The sequence below is a fragment of the Aminipila terrae genome, assembly GCF_010120715.1.
Lineage (GTDB): Bacteria > Bacillota > Clostridia > Peptostreptococcales > Anaerovoracaceae > Aminipila > Aminipila terrae.
In genome coordinates, this window is sequence record NZ_CP047591.1 from 2,918,019 (window position 1) to 2,937,819 (window position 19,801).

The following is a 19,801-nucleotide window of genomic DNA, read 5'->3' on the forward strand; positions in this document are numbered from 1 at the left end:
TAAAATTAATGACAGGGAATAAAGCAAAAAATAAGTTAGGAAAACAGACTCTGGTTTTTCCCAATAAGCCTATTATTGCAAGTGGCGGAGCTATAGTTGGCGTTAAAGAAGGACAGGGCCCCCTTGGAAAATGGTTTGACACGGTTTTGGAGGAGGATACCTTCGGAGAGAAGACTTGGGAAAAATCAGAAAGTAAGATGCTGAAAGAAGCCGTGAAAATGGCTATAACTCGTGGGGGAAAAGCAGAATCTGAGATTGAGGCAATACTTACTGGAGATTTGTTAAATCAATTAATGTCATCTGCTTTTATGGCCCGTGATATGCAAATACCCTTTATAGGACTTTATGGTGCTTGTTCTACTATGGCGGAAAGCTTATTAGTAGGTAGTGTCTTAATTGATGGAGAGTATGGTAATAACATAATTGCAGGGGCATCCAGCCATTATTGTACTGCAGAAAGACAATTCCGGATGCCTCTTGAACACGGGAACCAGAGGCCACCTTCCGCACAGTGGACAGCTACCGCAGCAGGAGCAATTTTACTTGCTGCTAATGATAATCAGACGGCGAATGAACCAAAAACATTGATAGTAGACAACAGTACGGCTAATCCAATCACAGAAAAAACAGTATGTATTACTCATGGAACTTTTGGTAAAATCATAGACACAGGGCTTAAAGATGTAAATCAGATGGGTGCAGCCATGGCACCTGCCTTTGTAGATACTGTGCTTAATCATTTGGAGGATACTGGCAGAAAGTTTTCAGATTATGATATGATTTTAAGTGGTGATTTGGGACATATAGGAAAACAGATAGCCATGGATTTGTTAGCAGATGCCGGCATACCAGTTAAAGATCTGGTAAACTGTTATGATGATTGTGGAGCCATGATTTATGAAAAAGAACAGGATACCCATGCAGGTGGAAGCGGATGTGGGTGTTCAGCAAGTGTATTTACAGGGTATATATACAAAAGAATGAAGAAAGGCGAACTTAAAAGGGTACTTTTGATTTCTACAGGAGCTTTGCTTTCTACAATCAGCCCTGGACAGGGAGAATCGATACCAGGTATTGCCCATGCTGTGTGCATTGAGACCTGCTAGAAAGGAGATAAAGTATGGAATACTTTTATTGTTTTTGTATTGGCGGCATTATATGTGTTGTAGGTCAGATTTTACTGGATACAACTAAATTGACGGCTCCCAGAATATTAGTCATTTTTGTTGTTACTGGTGCAGTACTGCAGGCACTGAATTTATATCAGCCGCTAGTTGATTTAGCTGGGAATGGTGCTACGGTACCACTACCAGGATTCGGATATGCCCTGGCCAAGGGGCCATGGATGGAGCGAAAGACGGGTTCCTGGGCGCTTTGACCGGGGCTGTGAAAGACACTGCAGCTGGAGTTACTGTAGCAATAGTGTTTGGATATATTATAGCGGTAATATTTAATCCCAAATCGATTAGATAGATTTTGTACAAAAGACTGCTTCATAATAAATAATCTGACTTAAATGCTGATTTATTTATTTTGGGGCAGCTTTTTATTGAGATAAAATCTGGCTGCTCTCTAAAATTAATATAGTTACAAAGTCAACATATGGTGGTAATATATAACTAAATAAAAAGAATGAATTGAGGGATACAATGTTTGGATTTAAAAATGAGGAAGAAAGATTAAAAGCAGTAGAAAGTATCATAAAAGATGAATGGGAAATGTTTCAGAAAGTTAATAACATAGGGGAAGGGCATCCTGTCAGAATGACTTTAAAACCTTTCATATAATGCGCTTCAGCCAATATAGCGCATGGAATGATTTCATGATAAAAAGCTATGGACAAGACATAGAAGAGGCCATAAAACAGGGCAGAAACCTAGTTATGGAAAAATATGCGTTTATGATGGAATTTACAAATCCCCAATATTATAAAAGTGAGCTTGAGCCCCATTTGCCTGTTATAGACTTAGAAACCATGAATATGGTAGAAGAAATAGCATGGTATATGGTGGACTGTGAAAAAGAAATCGCCGCTAAATATCCTAAATTGGCTAATTCTGGAAGACCCATTGAAGCCAGAGGTGACATCACAGGATTTACGTCAGTTGAAACTTATGCAAAGGGTGAATTAAAAACTTATTCAAAAAATACTCTTAGGCTTTATTTAGATTATGTCAGAGAAAACAGAGCTGCAGGAAAAAACCTTGCTTTAAAGGTGCAGGAGGAAATGGTAAAAATGTATGGATATGCATCCATAGAAGATGCAGAAAATAAGTTGTAGATTTGATTAATGGATTGGATGATGATATGGATTTAAATTTGTTTTTTCAGGAACTGGATTTGATTTTTAAAACAGGGAACATTAAAGAAGCTGAGCAACTTGTATTAAGGTGGATGGAAAAGGCCCAGAAGGAAGGTAATATCCCTGCAATCCTTGCTATTTCTAATGAATTAGGTGGAATATACAGAGTAACAAGCAGGTTTGAAGAAGGTAAAAATGCGTATTCCATTGCTGTTCAAGCGGTTAAGCTGTTAAATTTGGAAAATACGGAGCAACATGGAACTACTCTGCTAAACCTGGCCAGTGTATATGCAGCTTCTAAAAACAATCATGAGGCCCTGAGGTTATACGAGCAGGCGGCAGGAATCTTTGAAAAATGTGGATTAAGCAATGATTACAGGCTGGCAGCATTATATAATAATATAAGCCATGTTTACGATGAGTTAAATGAATTGGATAAAGCAGAGCTTAATGCAGAAAAGTCTTTAAGAATTATAGAAACCCTGCCTGATTTTCCTGTGGAGATGGCTACTACGTGCACCTCACTAGCCTGTATATATTTAAAGCAGAAGCGATATCAGGAAGCTGAGCGCAACCTGTTTACCGCAGAGCAGATATTTAAAAAGCAGCAGGGAAAGTTAGATCCCCATTATGCAGCAACCTTAAGTGCTATGGGTGAGTTATATTATTATACCGGCAATTATGTTCTGTCAATTGATTATTTTGAGAAGGCCCTGGAAATGATACGGGTTAATTACGGAGAAAATATATCGTATGCTTCAACTTGCAGGAATATAGCACAAATATATGAGGCCATAGGTAATCCGTCCAAAAAAGATGAATATAACCTGCTTGCAGCACAGGTGGAAGAAAGGATAAATAAAATATGAGGATGACAGGATTGGAATTATCAAAGGCTTACTATGAGGCTTTTGGCAGAAGTATGATACACAATCAATTTCCTGAATATGAAAAGTATGCAGCGGTAGGACTCATTGGTGAGGGCTCTGAATGCCTGGGTTTTGATGATGAAGTGTCAGAGGACCATGATTTTGGACCTGGATTTTGTATTTGGCTTCCAGAAGAAATATATAAAGTCGTAGGCACTCAGATGCAGAAAGCATACGAAAATCTACCTAAAACTTTTGAAAACAAATATCGAATGGAAACCTTTGAGGGGAAAGGACGAGTTGGAGTATTCAGTATAAATGAATTTTATAAAAAATACACTGGCTGCTCTGGAACTCCTCAAAATAATGTTGAGTGGATGCTTATTCCTGAAACCAGTTTATGTACAGCAGTAAATGGAAAAGTCTTTGAAGATCCATTAGGACAGTTTTCAGTTATTAGAAATGAGTTATTGAACTTTTATCCAAAAGATATATTCCTGAAGAAAATTGTTGCCAGAATGGCAGTGATGTCTCAGGCAGGGCAGTATAATTATGGCCGCTGTATGAAGAGAGGGGAATTTGCTGCTGCTTATCTGGCTTGCAGCGAATTTATAAAGGCTGCAGTTTCAGCCGTTTATCTATTAAACAGGAAGTATATGCCCTTTTATAAATGGATGTTCAGAGGTATGATTAATCTTGAAAATCTTAGAGATGTAAAAGAAATGTCTGAACAACTCATATTGATTCCTGATGTCCCAGAGAATACTCTGAAGAAGCTGGAACTCATTGAAGATATATGTATTAAAATCAGAGAAGAATTAAACAGACAGGAAATTGTAAGAGGTACAGATAATTTCCTGCAGAATCACTGTTATGAAGTTATGAATTCAATTTCTGATGCTAAAATCAGAAGCTTACCTGTTATTTATGACTGCAGGTAATAGGTTCAGTTGATATACTAATTGTTAAAGTGAAATAATAATTATATAAAAAACGAGTCTTTTAAAATAAAGACTCGTTTTTGATTGTATTTTTTAATGAGGAATCAACCAGTCTGGAACTGTGCTGTTTCCATTTTCATCGGTATTTCCGTTGCCATTACCATTACCATTACCATTATTTCCATTACCGTTTCCTGGAGAGGTATTATTTGCAGGTGGTGTGGTAGTGCCATCCGGATTATTACCATTATTGCCTGTGTTGTCAGGTATTGTACCGTTTGAATCCGGATTATCCTGCGATGGCTGACCACCGTTAAAGTTGTAGTTCTTGCCACTGGAACTTACCGGGTATTTCGAAGGATCCGGATTATGAACAGGGCAATAGCTATGAGGTACTTCATAACTAATATCACCTACAACTGGATTAACTGTATAAGGACGTTTAACTCCTACTACTTTTCTGGTTGAAGGACAGGATGGTGTTGCCAGATATCCTGTGTCTGAGCATACTGTTACATAAGTATGAACGTTATCTGTAGATTTCGGCTCAGTTCCCTTAATGAAATATTCCGACCTTACCGTACCCCTAGGATCCAGTGAACTCAGGGAAGAAGGTAACTTGCCACTCTTTGTATCAATTGTAACACTGATTACATTGCTTGGTTTGGAGTGATATGTTCCTCTTGGAATATGTGCACATACCTTACCCATGATATTGCTCCAGAGTTTCGCAGCAGCTGCACTTCCCTGACTGAGCTCAATGTTCACATCATTACCAATCCACAATGCAGCAGAATACTGAGGAGTAAATCCAACAAACCAGGCATCGTAATTATCCGTTGTAGTACCGGTTTTACCGCCAACAGGCTGATTTGAAATAGCAGCTTTGGAACCAATACCATGGGTTACAACACTTTGCAGAAGATCACGCATGATAAAGGCTACACCTGGATCCATGACCTGCTTGGTCTTTGGAGAATTTTCTATCAGAACTTCACCTTTGTTATTGGTAACCTTTGTGAAGGCCATTGGTTCTGAGTATTTACCATCGTTTACAAAAGTGCTGTAAGCAGCTGACATTTCAAGAGGAGAAATACCCTTTGTCATACCACCAAGGGCCAGTGCTGCTGCATTTAAGTCATTGGCACCTCCAGATTCTACCACCGTGGAAATGCCGACATTCTTAAGGAAGGCCAGACTTTTTTGAACACCGAGCTGCTGGAATATCCTTACTGCATTGACGTTTATAGATTGCTCTATAGAAGTCCTTAATGTACATAAACCTTTGTAACCGGAATACCAGTTCTTCGGCCACTGCTTACCCTGAATCATAAGTGGAGAATCATCGATAACACTGGCGGCTGTGAAATAATCGCCAAATAGTTTCGAAACCCCCACACTATCACTGAACTTCATAGTTGTACCGTTTTTTACTGCATCGGCAGAAGCCTGAAGAGCAGGCCCATAAACGGATATAGGTTTAATAGAAGATCCAGGCTGTCTGGTGCCGGTTGTTGCTCTGTTAAACAGTAGTCTTCCAAGATTATTTCGCCCTCCTACCATAGCTTTAATCGCTCCATTGGATGGATCGGATATAACCATTGCTGACTGAGGCTGCACCACTTTTTCTCCTAGGGAATTGTAGTCGCTGGATATAACTAAACCCTTTGATGTGGATTTAAACACCTTTGGCATTTCTTCGAATAATTTACTGGAGATAACCAGATTACCGTCCTCATCTCTGGTTTTATATTTGGAAGGAATGGATACAACGCCACCTTTTATAATATAAAATACTCCGTCGTCAATAGTGTACATATTTTTAAACTGCAGGCTATGATCTGTCTTTCCCTGAGCTTCTATGTTACAGATAATTAATCGTTTGCCTTTATATATGGTTAAAGACCCATCTGAATTTCTTTTATATTCATCTGAATTAAGTACAAAACTGCCATCTGGCTTAATATAATTATTATAATTGTACAGCAGGATGTTTCTTGCATCATTTATGATATTTCCGCTGTTATCCTTTTTTAGATGGGCAACTCCTGGGAAATTGCTGTTTTTAGAGAATTCATTTTCTGCAATTTTCTGCATATCGGAATTCATGGTGGTATAAATCTGCAGACCGCCTGTATAAATCATCTGGTTTGCTTCTTCTTCTGATTTACCGGATTCATTAACAAGAGAATCTACTACCTGCTTAACAACATAATCCGCAAAATAAGAAGAAATATCTGATCCTGAACTTGGATTTGGTTTCAGGTGGTCTTTCAGATTTTCCGCTAAGGCATCTGAAAGTTCGGAATCTGAAATACGATCCTGTTCTTTCATAAGATCCAGACAAGTTTCTCGTCTGTTTTCCGATATGTCATTGTATACATAGTAAAAGACATCGCCTTTAAGCAGAATATCCTTGTCATTAGGATTAGCAATGTTTTCAGGATATATTTTCTTTATAAGTGCATAGGAATCTGGTGCCTGTGGCAGTGATGCCAGAGCAGCGCATTCTAATAAATCCAGATCGCTTACATCTTTTCCAAAATAGGCCTGTGAAGCTGCCTGAACTCCATAAGAATTATATCCCAGATATATTGTATTAAGGTATGCTTCAATAATCTCTTCCTTAGTTAAGTGCTTCTCTAATAATATGGTGTAATAGGCTTCTTTAATTTTTCGTGTCAAAGTACGTTCTGACTTTGTCTCCGATAAGTACAAATTTCTTGCCAGCTGTTGTGTAATAGTACTGGTTCCGCTTATTTTCCCTGTAGTGAAACTATCTTTAATAGCTCCGATTATACGAACAAAGTTAAAGCCATGATGGTCCCAGAAGGTTTTATCTTCAAGAGCTACAAAGGCATCTACCAAGTTCTTTGGTAGTTCACTGTACTCAACATTTGTTCTGGTACCCTCTGCAGAAAATGACGTCAGGTTATCGATGACTTTTCCCTGATCATCATACAGTGTGGAACTTTCACTCAGTAGGGAATAAATGTTGTTGGGATTAATTTTAGGGGCATCAATAATGATTGTAACTGTTAGAACACCTAAAACAATCGTACCTAATAAACATAATCCGGCTAAAAACAAAAAAAACTTTTTAAGATTCAGTCTATGTTTATGTTTCGTTTTTTTAACACCTGTATTTTTTCCATTATGTTTTCCTCATTATTTACATCGGATGAGGTCTTACGACTAAACGGAAACTCTTTTTCTTTTTAGATTTTTTTTCGTTCAGCCTGTCCATCCGGGTTTGCCGTCTGGCCTCAATCTCTGCTTTCTCTGCTTGTTGTTGTTTTTCCATTTCGTTAAATTTTGAAAGGAACTCTTCAATATTTGCAGAACCATCATTGGTTTTTTCTTCAAATTGATTAAAGAATTCATCTATTTTTCGTAATTTATCTTCATTGGTTTCATTGTTATTTTTAGATTCGTCTGACAAAATATCACCTGCCTTACATACAAAAACTCTATTATATTATAGCATAGATAGGATAAAAGGCAAAAGAATTAATATGTTCAGGGGCATTTTTAAGAATTTGTTTATAATTCTTAAATAAGATTTTTGCCATTTTTGCTGACATTATAATATATTTATGGCAATATATAAAATAGGTTTAGATGAGGAGGAGAAGAAAATGTATGACAGTGTAGACGTTGCCAGGGCTGCTATAGCATTAGCTATTACGCCAAACCGTACAGAAGAAGAAAAAATGATTGAAGAACTGGCTCAAAAGAATATTAAGGCTGCCGCTGTAGATATTGGTGGTGATATTATAAATGCTACACATATTGTTATAGAAAGAGCGATATTTATAGCAAGAAAATCAGGGATTATAAAAGAAGAGCATGTACAGGACGGTGCTGTTGCAGGAGCTGCAAGAGAAGCACAGGCACAAATTATTGCCAAGGCTGTGGGACTGAATGGCGGAGGAAAAATAGCCATATGCAGAAGTGACGAGCATGTTACAGTTTGTATATTTATGAGTATTGGAATGATGTATTTAAATGAAGTTGTAGTGGGGCTTGGTCATAGGACTATTCCTGCTATAAAAAATTGAAAAAAATTCTACCATTGACTATATGTAAAAATATGGTAAAATAATGTTGGGATTATAAATAATGGCTTTTACTTGGAGGTTAAACTTTGAGAAGGCCAGTAGCTTTTCTTTGTGGTGCTTACGTATCAGGCATTACAGTAGAATTTTTTTTAAAATTAAATAATGGTATGCTTTTTATTATGGGAGTCTGTGCTACAGGTACCATAATAGTTTCTGCGTATTTTTACAGGAATAACAGACTTAGATTGAATAAAAGACAACTATGTCTGTATTTTATTGCAATTATATTGGGAATATCGGGAGCAATACAATTTAGCTATCAGATGCATCAAGAAGGTGTATTAGAAAAAAATCAGGGAGAATATTTGCAAATCAGAGGGAAAGTAATTTCCATTACTGAGAAGGACGAGGAGAATCATAAAATGATTGTTCTGGTACGGAATCTTGAAGGAACAGGAAAACTAAGTGAAGAAGAACGTATATTGGTCAACATATATGGTGAGTGTCCGGAATATTATAAATATCAGGGGAAAATGGTACAAACTGCCGGCTTTATTGAACTGCCAACACCACGGAGGAACCCAAAAACCTTTGATTACAAAATGTATTTAAAGACAAAGAAGATTGCAGTACTTATGTCAGTAAAACCTGAGAATATCCAGGTCTCTGATAAGAGATACAATTATTATTTAAATTACATATCCAGGATTAAATATATTTTTAAGTGCAATATATCTGGTATATTGGAGGACAAAATCGCTGGACTGTTAATGGGCATGCTGTTTGGAGATAACAGCGGTGTAGAAGAAGAACTTTATGAAACTTTTCAGAAGAATGGAATCTGTCACGTTTTATCCGTAAGTGGTCTTCACGTAGGGTGTTTATATGCATGTATGAATGCTTTGCTGGGGGGGAAGCGCAATCTGAGATTCTACACAATAATTATTTTTGTGCTGTTTTTTTATGCATCTTTAGCTAATTTTTCACCTACTGTTATGAGAGCGCTCATAATGATTATTTTACATATTATTTCAAAGTATATGTATTGCAGATATGATATGTTTACATCTGGTGCAGTTACTATGGCAGTCATGCTGTTTTTTAACCCAATGTCCCTTTTAAATCTGGGATTTCAGTTATCATTTCTGGCTATATTTTCTTTGGCTGTTATTATCCCAGCGGCAGAAAGAATATGTAATAAAAGTGTGGCAGGGGTATTATCCATTCAGGCAGGCATGGCACCAATCTCAGCATTTGCCTTTAATTATTTTTCATTCAGCTCTTTTATAGCAAATATACCAGTAATTTTTGTATCAGGAATACTAATTCCATTAGGCATTTTATTATTGTTCCTTTCAACTATTGCCATGATTATACCTGAATTTTGGGGTTTTTATGATTTCCTCAGAAGTATTTTTCAGATAACAGGAATTTTAATAGAGTTTTTCTCAAAGCTGCTGCTTTTTATAAATGATTTGTCTTTTATTGATAAAGTCTCATATAAATATACTGTGAGTCCACCTTTATGGGCAATGATTTTATATTATTGTATATTATTTTTTATATCATCAGAAGCATTCAGAATTATGTGGCAGAGAAAGCATTATAAGAATATTATTAAGATTCTTATGGTAATAGTGTTTATCGCCCTTGTTTTTAGTAACGCTTTAAAAGATGGATTTGAACAGGTTCAGCTTACCTTCGTTGATGTTGGACAGGGAGATTGTTTATTAATTAAAACCAAGGAAGGAAAGACTGTTCTCATAGACAGTGGAGGCAGCAGTCAGTATGATGTGGGCAAAAAAGTGCTTCTTCCTTATCTATTAAAAAATGGTATAAAGCAAATTGATTTTGCTATTGTAACACATTTACATACGGATCACGTGGGAGGGCTTTATACATTAGCCAGAGAACTTCCAGTTAAAAAGTTGGGGGTATACGAAGGAAACAAGTTAATCGCTGATCGGATAAAAGAAAAATCAGGTATAGCAGAAAAAGATTTTGTCTATCTGACAAAAGGGCAGAATCTCAAAATTGGGAAAAGCCTTAAAATACAAATCTTATTTCCTGAGAAAAAGACCATGGAAGAATATTCAGAGTTTTTAAGCAATCAAAGAGATGAAAATGCCGGATGTTTAGTAATGAAAATAACCCTGGAAGGTGTTTCTGTCATCATGACTGGAGACATAGATACAACAGGGGAAAAACAAATAATAGAAAGCAATTCTGTTAACAACCTGAAAGCAGATGTACTGAAAGTTGCCCACCATGGAAGCAGATACGGAAGTTCTGCAGCATTCCTGCAAGCGGTCAGACCTCACATTGCAGTTATACAAGTAGGAAAAAACACCTATGGACATCCTAATGAGAAGACTTTACAAAACTTAAAGCAGCGTGTGCAGGGGTCTATAGAAATGATACAGATGGAGCTGTGGGCATAGAGATAAGTAAAGGTTCTAATATTAAAATACATACTATGATTCAGCATAAAAAAATGATATAATAGACATAAAAATTTATTATTTTATATGACCATTTCATTATAAATTAAATATATTCTGGGAGTTCTCAATGGCATATCAATATAAACAGACAGAAAAAGAACATGCATTTCAAACTATATCTAAAGACTTGAAATCAGATAAGGTGGGGCCAGTGGCTGCACTTTTTGGACGAGAACAGTATTTAGTCAGCTGGTCTTGTGAGCAGATTATTGATAAATATATTAATCCTGCATGTAAGGAGCTGGATTTATCTGTGCTGGAAGAAGAAAAAATCAGCGTGGATACTATAAAAGAAGCCTGCGAAACTTTTACGATGATGTCCGAAAAAAGGGTAGTGATCGTTAAAAACTTTCCTTTGCTGGAAGGAGTAAAAATGAAAGGCTTTACTGAAAGTCAGGAAGCAGAACTGGCTGAATATGTAAAAGGTATTCCAGAAAGCTGTATATTGATTTTTACGGGAAACAGCGCAGACAAAAGAAAAAAACTTTTTAAATCAATCAATGATAATGGACAGACTTATGAGTTTGAGGCTTTAAATGAAAAAGCACTAAAGTCCTTTGTGGAAAAGAGATTCAGGTCAGCGGGAAAAGTAACAAAGCCATCCATTATTAATGAATTTATACAAAATACCGGGTATTTTCATAAGGAAGCTGATTATACATTATACAATCTTGAAAATGATATTCGGAAAATAATTGCCTATAGTGAAGGGCAGGAAATCTTACTGTCAGATGTATTGGCTACCGTTTCAGGAAATCTTGAAACCAGCGTATTTGCTATGCTTGATGCCATCAGCATAGGAAGAAAAGATGAGGCTTACATTTTACTTAATGCCCTGTTAAGCGCAGGGGAGAATCTGTATATGATTCTTTCATTAATTGCTTCTCAGTTTGAAACTATTTTAGAAGTAAAGGAAATGCTGGAAGAAGGAAAAAATCAGAAACAGATACAGGGAATATTGAAAATTCATGAATTCAGAATTAAAAAAGCCATGTCTTTTGCTGGCAGATATTCTGTTAACAATCTGAGAAAAATATTGACAAAGGTTTATGAAATAGACCGGAATATCAAGACTGGAATACTTGAACAAAATTTAGCACTTGAACTTTTTATAGCACAGATTTAGGAGGAATGATGTAAATGTCAAAGCAGGTAAAAGCAGATTCGATGTTAATGTTGGTTACGTTATGCTGGGGTGTATCCTATTTAATGATGGATATCTGTCTGAAAGAAATAGGCCCGCTAACATTAAATGCCTATAGATTCTTGATTGCATTTTTTGCAGCCATTATATTGGTTTTTCCAAAGATGAAAACAGTAAATAAACATACGATAAAATATAGCGCATTGATTGGGCTTGCTTTAACAGTAGTTTATATTGGGGCAACCTATGGGTTATGTATACCACTTTATCCAATGCTGGATTTTTGTGTGCTTTAACAGTAGTTATTACCCCAATTCTGACATTTTTCATTAAAAAAGAAGCACCGAATAAAAAATTAATTCTGGTATTTATTTTATGTCTCGTTGGAATCGGATTAATGACTTTAAATGGGCAGTTTAAACCAGCTCTGGGGGATATACTCTGTATCATGGGTGCTTTTGCCTATGCTGTAGATTTAGTCATTACTGACAAAGCAGTACATAAGGAAGAAGTTAATGCTTTTCAGCTGGGGGTTTATCAGTTAGGGTTTACAGGTTTATATATGCTTGTTTTAGCTTTACTGCTGGAAAAACCCGTATTGCCAAGCAGCCCGGGGGTATGGGAATCTATGTTGTTTCTTTCTGTATTTTGCACAGGGGTTGCCTTTATTGTCCAGGTTGTGGCCCAGCAGTATACATCAGCCACCCACGTGGGGGTAATTTTTGCTATTGAACCTGTGTTTGCGGCTATAGCTGCCTTCCTTTTTGCAGGGGAAGTATTACTGCCAAGAGGATATTTAGGAGCAGCGCTGATGATGGCAGGTATTCTTATAATGGAAGTTGACTTTAAAAGTATTTTTACTAAAAAAGATACTCCGGAGGAGTTGAAATTGGAAAATTCTAAAGAGTGACTTCGTATTGCTATAAGGCCTTTTTTTAATTATAATTAGTTAAAACTAGTTATTGATATTGCAATATTAAATAGGAGGGTTATTATGTGTGAAAAGTGTGGTTCACAAGACCAAAACTATACTGCCGACTTTAAGGAGTTAGCTCCCGTGTTGGAGAAGTATGGTAAAGTGCCAGGAAGCTTGATAACAATCTTGCAGAAAGCACAGGACATTTACGGATATTTATCCATAGATGCAATCAATTATATCTCACAGCAGACTGGAATAAAGCCAGCCAAAATTTATGGGGTTGCGACATTCTATGCACAGTTCAGGCTGCAGCCAATTGGTAAGTATTTAATTATGCTTTGCAAGGGTACAGCATGTCATGTAAATGGTGCAGATCTAATAGAGGAAGCAATTTGTGAATACTTAAACATTCACGATGGAGAAACAACCGAAGATGGGTTGTTTACTTTAAATAATGTGGCATGTTTAGGCTGCTGCTCACTTGCACCTGTTATGATGGTTAAGAGTGCCGATGGGGATGAAACCTATGGTAACCTGACAAAGGACAGTGTAAAAAAAGTTCTTGCGGATATCCAGGCAAGGGCATAGGAGGATTTAACGATGAAGGTAATAGTTGGACAGGGAAGCTGTGGTGTAGCTACAGGAGCTAAAAAAACAGCTGATGAATTCGAAAGGCAGATTGCTGATAAGAATTTAAATATTAAAGTAGGAATCACGGGTTGTGTTGGTACTTGCTACTTGGAACCTATTGTTGATGTTTATGATGACAATGGAAACATGACAAGATACGTAAAGGTTCAGCCTGAAATTGTTGGTGAAATTGTAGAAAAGCACTTGCTAGGAGGAAAGCCGGCTTTAGAGTATACAATTTCAGATGTAGACAATCAGTTTATTGATAAGCAGAAAAGAGTCGTTCTAAGAAATTGTGGATTAATTGATCCTGAAAATATAGAAGAATATCTTGCAGTAGGCGGATATGAAGCAACCAGGAAGGTTGTTACTTCCATGAAGCCGGAAGAAGTAATTGAAGAAATAAAAATATCTGGGCTCAGAGGAAGAGGTGGTGCTGGATTTCCTACATGGTTTAAATGGAATGCAGCTAAAGGTAATCCAGGAAAAAATAAATATATAGTGTGCAATGCCGATGAAGGAGATCCAGGTGCATTTATGGACAGATCTGTTCTGGAAGGAGATCCGCATTCACTCATTGAAGGTATGATTATTGGTGGATTTGCTATGGGTGCTACAGAGGGTATCATCTATTGTCGTGCAGAATATCCACTTGCTATACATAGATTGGAAATTGCCATGTCCCAGGCCCGGGAAAAGGGCTATCTGGGTAAAAACATTTTTGGAAGCGGTTATGACTTTGATATAAGAATTAAAGCGGGTGCAGGAGCCTTTGTCTGTGGTGAAGAAACTGCATTGATTGCTTCCCTTGAAGGTGAAAGAGGAATGCCTAGATTAAAGCCTCCTTTCCCTGCACAAAAAGGATACTGGCAACAGCCAACAAATATTAATAACGTAGAGACTTTTGCAAATGTTGCGTGGATTATAGTAAACGGCGGTGCAGCATTTGGATCTATGGGAACAGAGCAGAGCAAAGGTACCAAGGTATTTGCTCTGGCAGGTAAGATAAAAAAGGGTGGACTTGTAGAAGTACCTATGGGTTTGCCGCTTAAAGACGTTATATTCGGTATTGGAGAAGGTATCAAAAAGGATAAGCAGTTCAAGGCGGTTCAGATGGGAGGCCCTTCCGGGGATGTATACCAGCAGAACTGATTGATACTCCTGTAACATATGAAGATATTAATAAAACTGGGGCTATTGTGGGATCTGGCGGTATGATTGTAATGGATGAAGAAACCTGTATGGTGGACATGGCAAGATATTTTCTGGATTTTACAAGGAAAGAATCCTGTGGTAAATGTAATTACTGTCGTGTGGGAACAAAGCGAATGCTTGAAATCCTTGAAAGGATTACTGCCGGCCAGGGGAAAGATGGAGATATTGAACTCTTGGAAGAGCTGGCTTATAAAATTAAAGACGGTTCTTTATGCGGACTTGGCCAGACAGCACCAAATCCTGTACTGACAACAATCAGATACTTCAGGAATGAATATGAAGACCATATTTACAATAAGAAATGTACTGCTAAATCCTGTAAGGCATTACTTACATTTACCATTACAGATGAGTGTAAGGGTTGTACTTTATGTTCGAAAAAATGTCCTGTAGAGGCCATTTCAGGTGAAGTGAAAAGCAAACACGTTATTGATCAGGATAAATGCATTAAATGTGGAAAGTGCCTTGAAACATGTAAATTTGGTGCTATAGAGAAAAACTAAGAGAGGGGGAGAAAGATATGAAAAAGTTTAGACTGAACATTGATGGAAAAGAAGTTTATGCCGTTCCTGGGCAGACTATTTTAGAAGTTGCCAAGGAAAACGATATTTTTATTCCAACTCTATGTTATGATGAAAGAACGGAAATTTATGGCTCATGCGGGCTTTGTGTTTGTGAGGTGGAGGGAAATCCTAAACTGGTCAAGGCTTGTGCAACTGAAATTGCACCGAATATGGTTATCAGAACAAATTCTGAAAGAGTACTGGAATCAAGAAAAACCAATCTGGAATTACTTATTTCAAATCACGTAGGAGACTGCAGACCACCATGCGCACTTGCATGTCCTGCCGGAACAGACTGTCAGGGATATGTAGGGCTGATTGCCAACGGGGAATTTGAGGCAGCTATTGAGCTAATTAAAAATAATATACCTTTGCCAGGTGCTATCGGAAGAGTATGTCCTCATCCTTGTGAGGATAACTGCAGAAGAAAACTTATTGATGGTCCGGAAAATGCTATCTCCATTCAGTGGCTGAAGAGGTTTGCGGCAGATCAGGATATGTCTTCTGAAGATCCGTTTATGCCGGAGATTGCCCCTGAAACAGGAAAAAGCGTGGCCATTATTGGTGGAGGTCCTATGGGACTATCAGCTGCTTATTTCTTAAGACAGCAGGGACATGAAGTGACAATTTATGAAGCAATGCCTAAAATGGGTGGTATGCTTCGTTATGGAATCCCAGAGTACCGGCTTCCCAAAGAAGTGCTGGATGAAGAAATTTTCATGATTGAAAAGATGGGCGTTGACATGATTACAGACACTAAGGTTGGCGTGGATATTCCATTTGAAACAATCAGATCAGACTATGATGCCGTACTACTTGGTATAGGTGCATGGGTTTCAACCGGAGTAGGCTGTAAAGGTGAAGATTTACCTGGAGTAATTGGCGGAATTGATTTCTTAAGGAAAGTTGTTAGAAATGAAGAAATCAGACTGGGAGACAGTGTGGCAATCGTTGGCGGCGGTAATACGGCTATGGATGCCTGCAGAACTGCTGTAAGGCTTGGTGCAAAGAAAGTTTACAACATTTACAGAAGAACAAAAGATGAAATGCCTGCAGACAGAATTGAAATCATTGAAGGGGAAGAAGAAGGCGTAATCTTTAAGAATCTGACAAATCCAATTGAGTTTGTAGCAGGAGAAGATGGCAGGGTAAAACAGGTGATTCTTCAGGTTATGGAACTTGGTGAACCTGATGCATCAGGACGAAGAGCTCCGAAGCCGGTAGAAGGAAAAACAGAAACGCTTGATATAGATACGGCAATTCTTGCTATTGGTCAGGCGGTAGATGCTGCTCCGTTTAATGTAGATAAGACAAGAAAAAGTGCTATTGCATACGATAAGGATACTTTCATGACCAGCATGGAGGGTGTGTTTGCAGGAGGGGACTGTGGAAATGACAAAATCTCCATTGCTATTGAAGCTATTGCAGATGCAAGAAAGGCAGCGGTTGTAATAGATGCCTATTTAAATGGGGAATCCGTTCAATATGTGAAACCTTTTGTTGTTGAAAGAGATGACATAAACGAAAAGACTTTCGAAGACAGAGAACGACTTTGCAGACCGGCTATGGAACAGCTTGAAGCGGATGAAAGAAAAGATAATTTTACTGAAGTTGTTTTTGGTTATGATGAAGAACAGGCAATTGCCGATGCTTCCAGATGTCTTGAGTGCGGATGTCATGATTATTTTGAGTGTAAACTGATTGATTTCGCCAACAGGTATGATGTTCATCCTGAAAGATTTGCAGGCGATAAAAACAAAATTGACTTTGAAGATGACCATCCATTTATTTTAAGAGATCCGAATAAATGTATTCTTTGCGGGCTATGTGTAAGAGCCTGTGATGAAGTGATGGGTGTTGGAGCTTTAGGACTGGTACATAGAGGGTTTGATACGGTGATTAAACCTACTCTTGAAAAGCCTCTTGTTGAATCTGGTTGTGTATCCTGCGGACAGTGTGTAAGCGTTTGTCCAACCGGAGCATTACAGGAAAGAACTACCATAACCAAAGCTGTACCTCTTGATACAGAATGCACTGAAACTACCTGTGCATATTGCTCAGTGGGTTGCACTTTGGATTTCGAAACATATGGTGATTTACTGGTTAAAGCAAACCCATGCAAGGAAGGCATAGTAAATGAAGGTCTTGCCTGCGGTAAAGGTAAATGGGGCTTTGACTGTACAATGCTTGAAGATAAGCTTCTTGAACCGATGATAAAAGAGGGAGAAGGCTTTGTTGAAACGGATTACCATGAGGCTATGGTTCTGATTGCAAAGAAAACACAGGCCATAGCTGCAAGGTATGGAAGTGATGCAGTTGCAGTGGCTATTTCAGACAGATATACAAATGAAGAAGCTTATGCCATAAAGAAGATGGCAAAAGTTATGGGAGCTAAAACTTTATGCTTTAATAACAGAGCCAGTGGTATTGCACCAGTAATCGGACATGATGCATCTCCGAATACAATTAATGAACTGCTGTCAACGGATGTAATTCTGGTGGCTGGATTTGATACGGTGCTTAACCCTGTTATCCAGTTAAAGATCAGGCAGGCTGCTAAGAATGGTGCCAAGGTTGTATTAATTAATCCTGCAGAATATGAACAGCATGGATTTGATTTCGCTGAAAAAGTTTTATACACGGAAAACAATACTGATACTTTGAAGGGTATAGCAAAAGCTCTTCTGGATATGGGGAAGGCCTCAGCAATTGAAGGATTTGATGCTTTTTCAAAGGATTTGAAGGATGTAAAGGTTCCGGAAGATGTGGCAGAGGTTGCTGCAATGTATGGTAAAGCAAAAAAAGCTATGATTGTGTTCCAGCAGAATTTAGTAACAACGGAAGCAGCAACACTCCTTGCTGATATTGCACTGCTTTCAGGCCACATTGGTACGCCTAGAGATGGTATACTTCAGGTAAAAGCTAAGAACAACTCTCAGGGTATTGTCGATCTGGGAATTAAAGCTGGAGCTGAAGCCATGGAAGGTGTTAAGGCATTGCTGATTTTCGGAGAAGATCCAGATGTGGATTTAAGCGGGCTTGAATTCTTAATGGTTAGTGATATTTATATGACTGCTACTGCTGCTAAAGCAGATGTAATTATTCCTGGTACAGGATTTACAAGCGAAGACGGTACATTTACCAACACTGAAAGAAGACTAATGCCAGTTGAGGGGACTATTTTTGAAGGAGTTGACCTGACAAACTGGGAAATTGCTGCTGAAATTGCACATGTGTATGAAGTCGACTTTGGATTTGATGATACTATTGACATTTCTGATGAAATGGATGACCTTCTTCCAAGGTATAAGTATGCAGAAATTGGAGAAGTGTTTGGAGGTACTTTAGAACCAGTAGATCCAAAATTCGTTATAGTAAAAGATGCTGCATTTACACAGTTGTTAAGATGCACAGATGATTTGATGAATATTATCGGGGCACGATTACCAAAACCTGCACATTAAGGTTTAGTCGTAGATAAATGCTTATAGAAAGACTTTCTCATGTTTGAGAAAGTCTTTCTTATTTTTCAAGAAGAAAATTTTATACTTTTCTTAGGTAAAATATTACTTTATTTTTAGATTATCCGATGTAAATAATAGTGTGTATTTTATATATAAAGGGGAAGGGTGTAAATAATGGAAATTTCAAACGTTTCAGGGGTATGCATTAATTTGCATAACAGCGTGTCAAAGATTGATAAAACAGCAGCAAAAAAGTTTACTGAGTATTTTCAGTCCGGAAGTTTAAATTTGAAAGCCATGGAAAACGGAGGAGATATCATTGAACTTTCAAATACTGGCAACATAAATTCTAAAATGAAGGATTTGCAAAAACAAGTGCAGGAAAAGAACTTCAGTGCTATGAGTGAAACTGAAGTATTTAACTTTATTGAAGGTGCTTATAACAGGACATTTCCAAATTTCAGGGCCAACGAGAGCTTAAACAAAGAGTTATATGAAAAAGTGGCTAATCAAAGAGATGAACAACTAAAGGCTGTATTAAACATTCAGGATGACGAGACCATTAACAGGAAAATCATTGAACTCTATAAGAAAAGTAATGGCTATGAAGGGATGAATCCTGATCAGATAGTAGAGAAGATAAAAAGTAGTTATTCTGATAACCGGACTCATTTAGGCAGGGCACAGATTGTATGTGAAAAATTAAATACAGGCTTAATTTCCAAACAAGAGGCAAAAGATGCGATTAAAGGCCTGCAGTACAATTTAGAAATGGTGTACTGCAGGATGCAGAAAATTCCCAGGATTGAGGACGCAAAGCCTGAAGATTTCGGAAACTGGAAAGCCAGATATTATGATGGTGAATTTTTACCCGAAAAAATTGTGCTTCCCAGCTCTCAGGAAAAACGAATGGAAATGATGACAAGTTTTGGGGAATATTTATCAGAGTTGAAGCCGCTCATTGATGATTTTATGAAAATAACAGAAGGAAAACCTGGAGGAGATTTAACCCAGAAAAAAGATGAGGAACAAGAAAAAAAAACGATGGAGAAAGTTGATGCAGACCCTACTGTAGTAAAGGGCAGCGAGTTAAAACATAACTAAAAACAGTTCAATAAATGATGGAACACATAAGCTTTAAAAAGTGTTCCATCATTTATTTTTTCTGGCTTATACAATTATAGCGTAA

The 19,801-nt window shown here is 37.6% G+C and carries 16 protein-coding genes and 1 pseudogene; 15 read left to right on the plus strand and 2 right to left on the minus strand.

Annotated elements, in window-relative coordinates; all coding sequences use genetic code 11:
• Positions 1–8: 8 nt before the first annotated feature.
• The 6 genes from Ami3637_RS14020 (at position 9) to Ami3637_RS14045 (ending at position 4,112) form a co-directional block, all read left to right on the plus strand.
• Positions 9–1,106, plus strand: a complete 1,098-nt coding sequence (locus tag Ami3637_RS14020) for a stage V sporulation protein AD (protein ID WP_162363103.1) — start codon at positions 9–11, stop codon at positions 1,104–1,106.
• A 14-nt stretch (positions 1,107–1,120) separates the two neighbouring features.
• A complete protein-coding gene (locus Ami3637_RS14025) occupies positions 1,121–1,378 on the plus strand; it encodes a SpoVA/SpoVAEb family sporulation membrane protein (RefSeq protein WP_330586659.1) in 258 nt (85 codons plus the stop codon).
• Between the two features lie 271 nt (positions 1,379–1,649).
• Positions 1,650–1,787: a hypothetical protein gene (locus Ami3637_RS14030; protein ID WP_162363104.1), complete on the plus strand. Its 138-nt coding sequence runs from the start codon at positions 1,650–1,652 to the stop codon at positions 1,785–1,787.
• Positions 1,787–2,281, plus strand: a complete 495-nt coding sequence (locus Ami3637_RS14035; RefSeq protein ID WP_162363776.1) for a DUF4125 family protein — start codon at positions 1,787–1,789, stop codon at positions 2,279–2,281. Before Ami3637_RS14030 ends, Ami3637_RS14035 begins: the two co-directional genes overlap by 1 nt.
• Before the next feature lie 14 nt (positions 2,282–2,295).
• Positions 2,296–3,171, plus strand: a complete 876-nt coding sequence (locus Ami3637_RS14040; protein ID WP_162363105.1) for a tetratricopeptide repeat protein — start codon at positions 2,296–2,298, stop codon at positions 3,169–3,171.
• A 2-nt stretch (positions 3,172–3,173) separates the two neighbouring features.
• Positions 3,174–4,112, plus strand: a complete 939-nt coding sequence (locus Ami3637_RS14045; RefSeq protein WP_162363106.1) for a DUF4037 domain-containing protein — start codon at positions 3,174–3,176, stop codon at positions 4,110–4,112.
• A 93-nt stretch (positions 4,113–4,205) separates the two neighbouring features.
• On the opposite strand, the gene Ami3637_RS14050 is transcribed toward Ami3637_RS14045, so the two are convergent.
• The gene (locus Ami3637_RS14050) at positions 4,206–7,202 is read right to left on the minus strand and encodes a transglycosylase domain-containing protein (protein ID WP_162363107.1); all 2,997 of its coding nucleotides are present in this window, start codon (positions 7,200–7,202) and stop codon (positions 4,206–4,208) included.
• Positions 7,203–7,284: 82 nt separating this feature from the next.
• Complete coding sequence (locus Ami3637_RS14055; RefSeq protein ID WP_162363108.1) at positions 7,285–7,554, minus strand: hypothetical protein; 270 nt, start codon at positions 7,552–7,554, stop codon at positions 7,285–7,287.
• Positions 7,555–7,750: 196 nt separating this feature from the next.
• On the opposite strand from Ami3637_RS14055, the gene Ami3637_RS14060 reads away from it, so the two are divergent.
• From Ami3637_RS14060 to Ami3637_RS14100, 9 genes and pseudogenes are all read left to right on the plus strand, one after another.
• A complete protein-coding gene (locus Ami3637_RS14060) occupies positions 7,751–8,173 on the plus strand; it encodes a HutP family protein (protein ID WP_162363109.1) in 423 nt (140 codons plus the stop codon).
• 86 nt (positions 8,174–8,259) lie between these two features.
• Positions 8,260–10,614, plus strand: coding sequence for a DNA internalization-related competence protein ComEC/Rec2 (locus Ami3637_RS14065; protein ID WP_162363110.1), 2,355 nt, complete (start codon positions 8,260–8,262; stop codon positions 10,612–10,614).
• A 130-nt stretch (positions 10,615–10,744) separates the two neighbouring features.
• The gene (holA, locus tag Ami3637_RS14070) at positions 10,745–11,803 is read left to right on the plus strand and encodes a DNA polymerase III subunit delta (RefSeq protein WP_162363111.1); all 1,059 of its coding nucleotides are present in this window, start codon (positions 10,745–10,747) and stop codon (positions 11,801–11,803) included.
• A gap of 14 nt (positions 11,804–11,817) precedes the next feature.
• Positions 11,818–12,117 (plus strand): EamA family transporter, encoded by a 300-nt coding sequence (locus tag Ami3637_RS14075; protein ID WP_162363112.1) that lies wholly within the window; start codon positions 11,818–11,820, stop codon positions 12,115–12,117.
• The gene (locus tag Ami3637_RS14080) at positions 12,105–12,731 is read left to right on the plus strand and encodes a DMT family transporter (RefSeq protein WP_162363113.1); all 627 of its coding nucleotides are present in this window, start codon (positions 12,105–12,107) and stop codon (positions 12,729–12,731) included. The genes Ami3637_RS14075 and Ami3637_RS14080 overlap by 13 nt, the downstream gene beginning before the upstream one ends.
• 84 nt (positions 12,732–12,815) lie before the next feature.
• Positions 12,816–13,328, plus strand: a complete 513-nt coding sequence (gene nuoE / locus Ami3637_RS14085; protein ID WP_162363114.1) for an NADH-quinone oxidoreductase subunit NuoE — start codon at positions 12,816–12,818, stop codon at positions 13,326–13,328.
• A gap of 12 nt (positions 13,329–13,340) precedes the next feature.
• A pseudogene (locus Ami3637_RS14090) lies at positions 13,341–15,088 on the plus strand (NADH-ubiquinone oxidoreductase-F iron-sulfur binding region domain-containing protein).
• A 17-nt stretch (positions 15,089–15,105) separates the two neighbouring features.
• Complete coding sequence (locus tag Ami3637_RS14095) at positions 15,106–18,612, plus strand: FAD-dependent oxidoreductase (RefSeq protein WP_162363115.1); 3,507 nt, start codon at positions 15,106–15,108, stop codon at positions 18,610–18,612.
• A gap of 174 nt (positions 18,613–18,786) precedes the next feature.
• Positions 18,787–19,716: a hypothetical protein gene (locus Ami3637_RS14100; RefSeq protein ID WP_162363116.1), complete on the plus strand. Its 930-nt coding sequence runs from the start codon at positions 18,787–18,789 to the stop codon at positions 19,714–19,716.
• Positions 19,717–19,801 lie beyond the last annotated feature (85 nt).

Bases quoted from the DNA above. Each gene is read 5' to 3' on its own strand.
- Ami3637_RS14045 (WP_162363106.1), top strand. From the start codon at position 3,174: ATGACAGGATTGGAATTATCAAAGGCTTACTATGAGGCTTTTGGCAGA.
- Ami3637_RS14095 (WP_162363115.1), top strand. From the start codon at position 15,106: ATGAAAAAGTTTAGACTGAACATTGATGGAAAAGAAGTTTATGCCGTT.
- nuoE (WP_162363114.1), top strand. From the start codon at position 12,816: ATGTGTGAAAAGTGTGGTTCACAAGACCAAAACTATACTGCCGACTTT.
- Ami3637_RS14060 (WP_162363109.1), top strand. From the start codon at position 7,751: ATGTATGACAGTGTAGACGTTGCCAGGGCTGCTATAGCATTAGCTATT.
- holA (WP_162363111.1), top strand. From the start codon at position 10,745: ATGGCATATCAATATAAACAGACAGAAAAAGAACATGCATTTCAAACT.
- Ami3637_RS14100 (WP_162363116.1), top strand. From the start codon at position 18,787: ATGGAAATTTCAAACGTTTCAGGGGTATGCATTAATTTGCATAACAGC.
- Ami3637_RS14030 (WP_162363104.1), top strand. From the start codon at position 1,650: ATGTTTGGATTTAAAAATGAGGAAGAAAGATTAAAAGCAGTAGAAAGT.
- Ami3637_RS14075 (WP_162363112.1), top strand. From the start codon at position 11,818: ATGTCAAAGCAGGTAAAAGCAGATTCGATGTTAATGTTGGTTACGTTA.
- Ami3637_RS14035 (WP_162363776.1), top strand. From the start codon at position 1,787: ATGCGCTTCAGCCAATATAGCGCATGGAATGATTTCATGATAAAAAGC.
- Ami3637_RS14020 (WP_162363103.1), top strand. From the start codon at position 9: ATGACAGGGAATAAAGCAAAAAATAAGTTAGGAAAACAGACTCTGGTT.
- Ami3637_RS14025 (WP_330586659.1), top strand. From the start codon at position 1,121: ATGGAATACTTTTATTGTTTTTGTATTGGCGGCATTATATGTGTTGTA.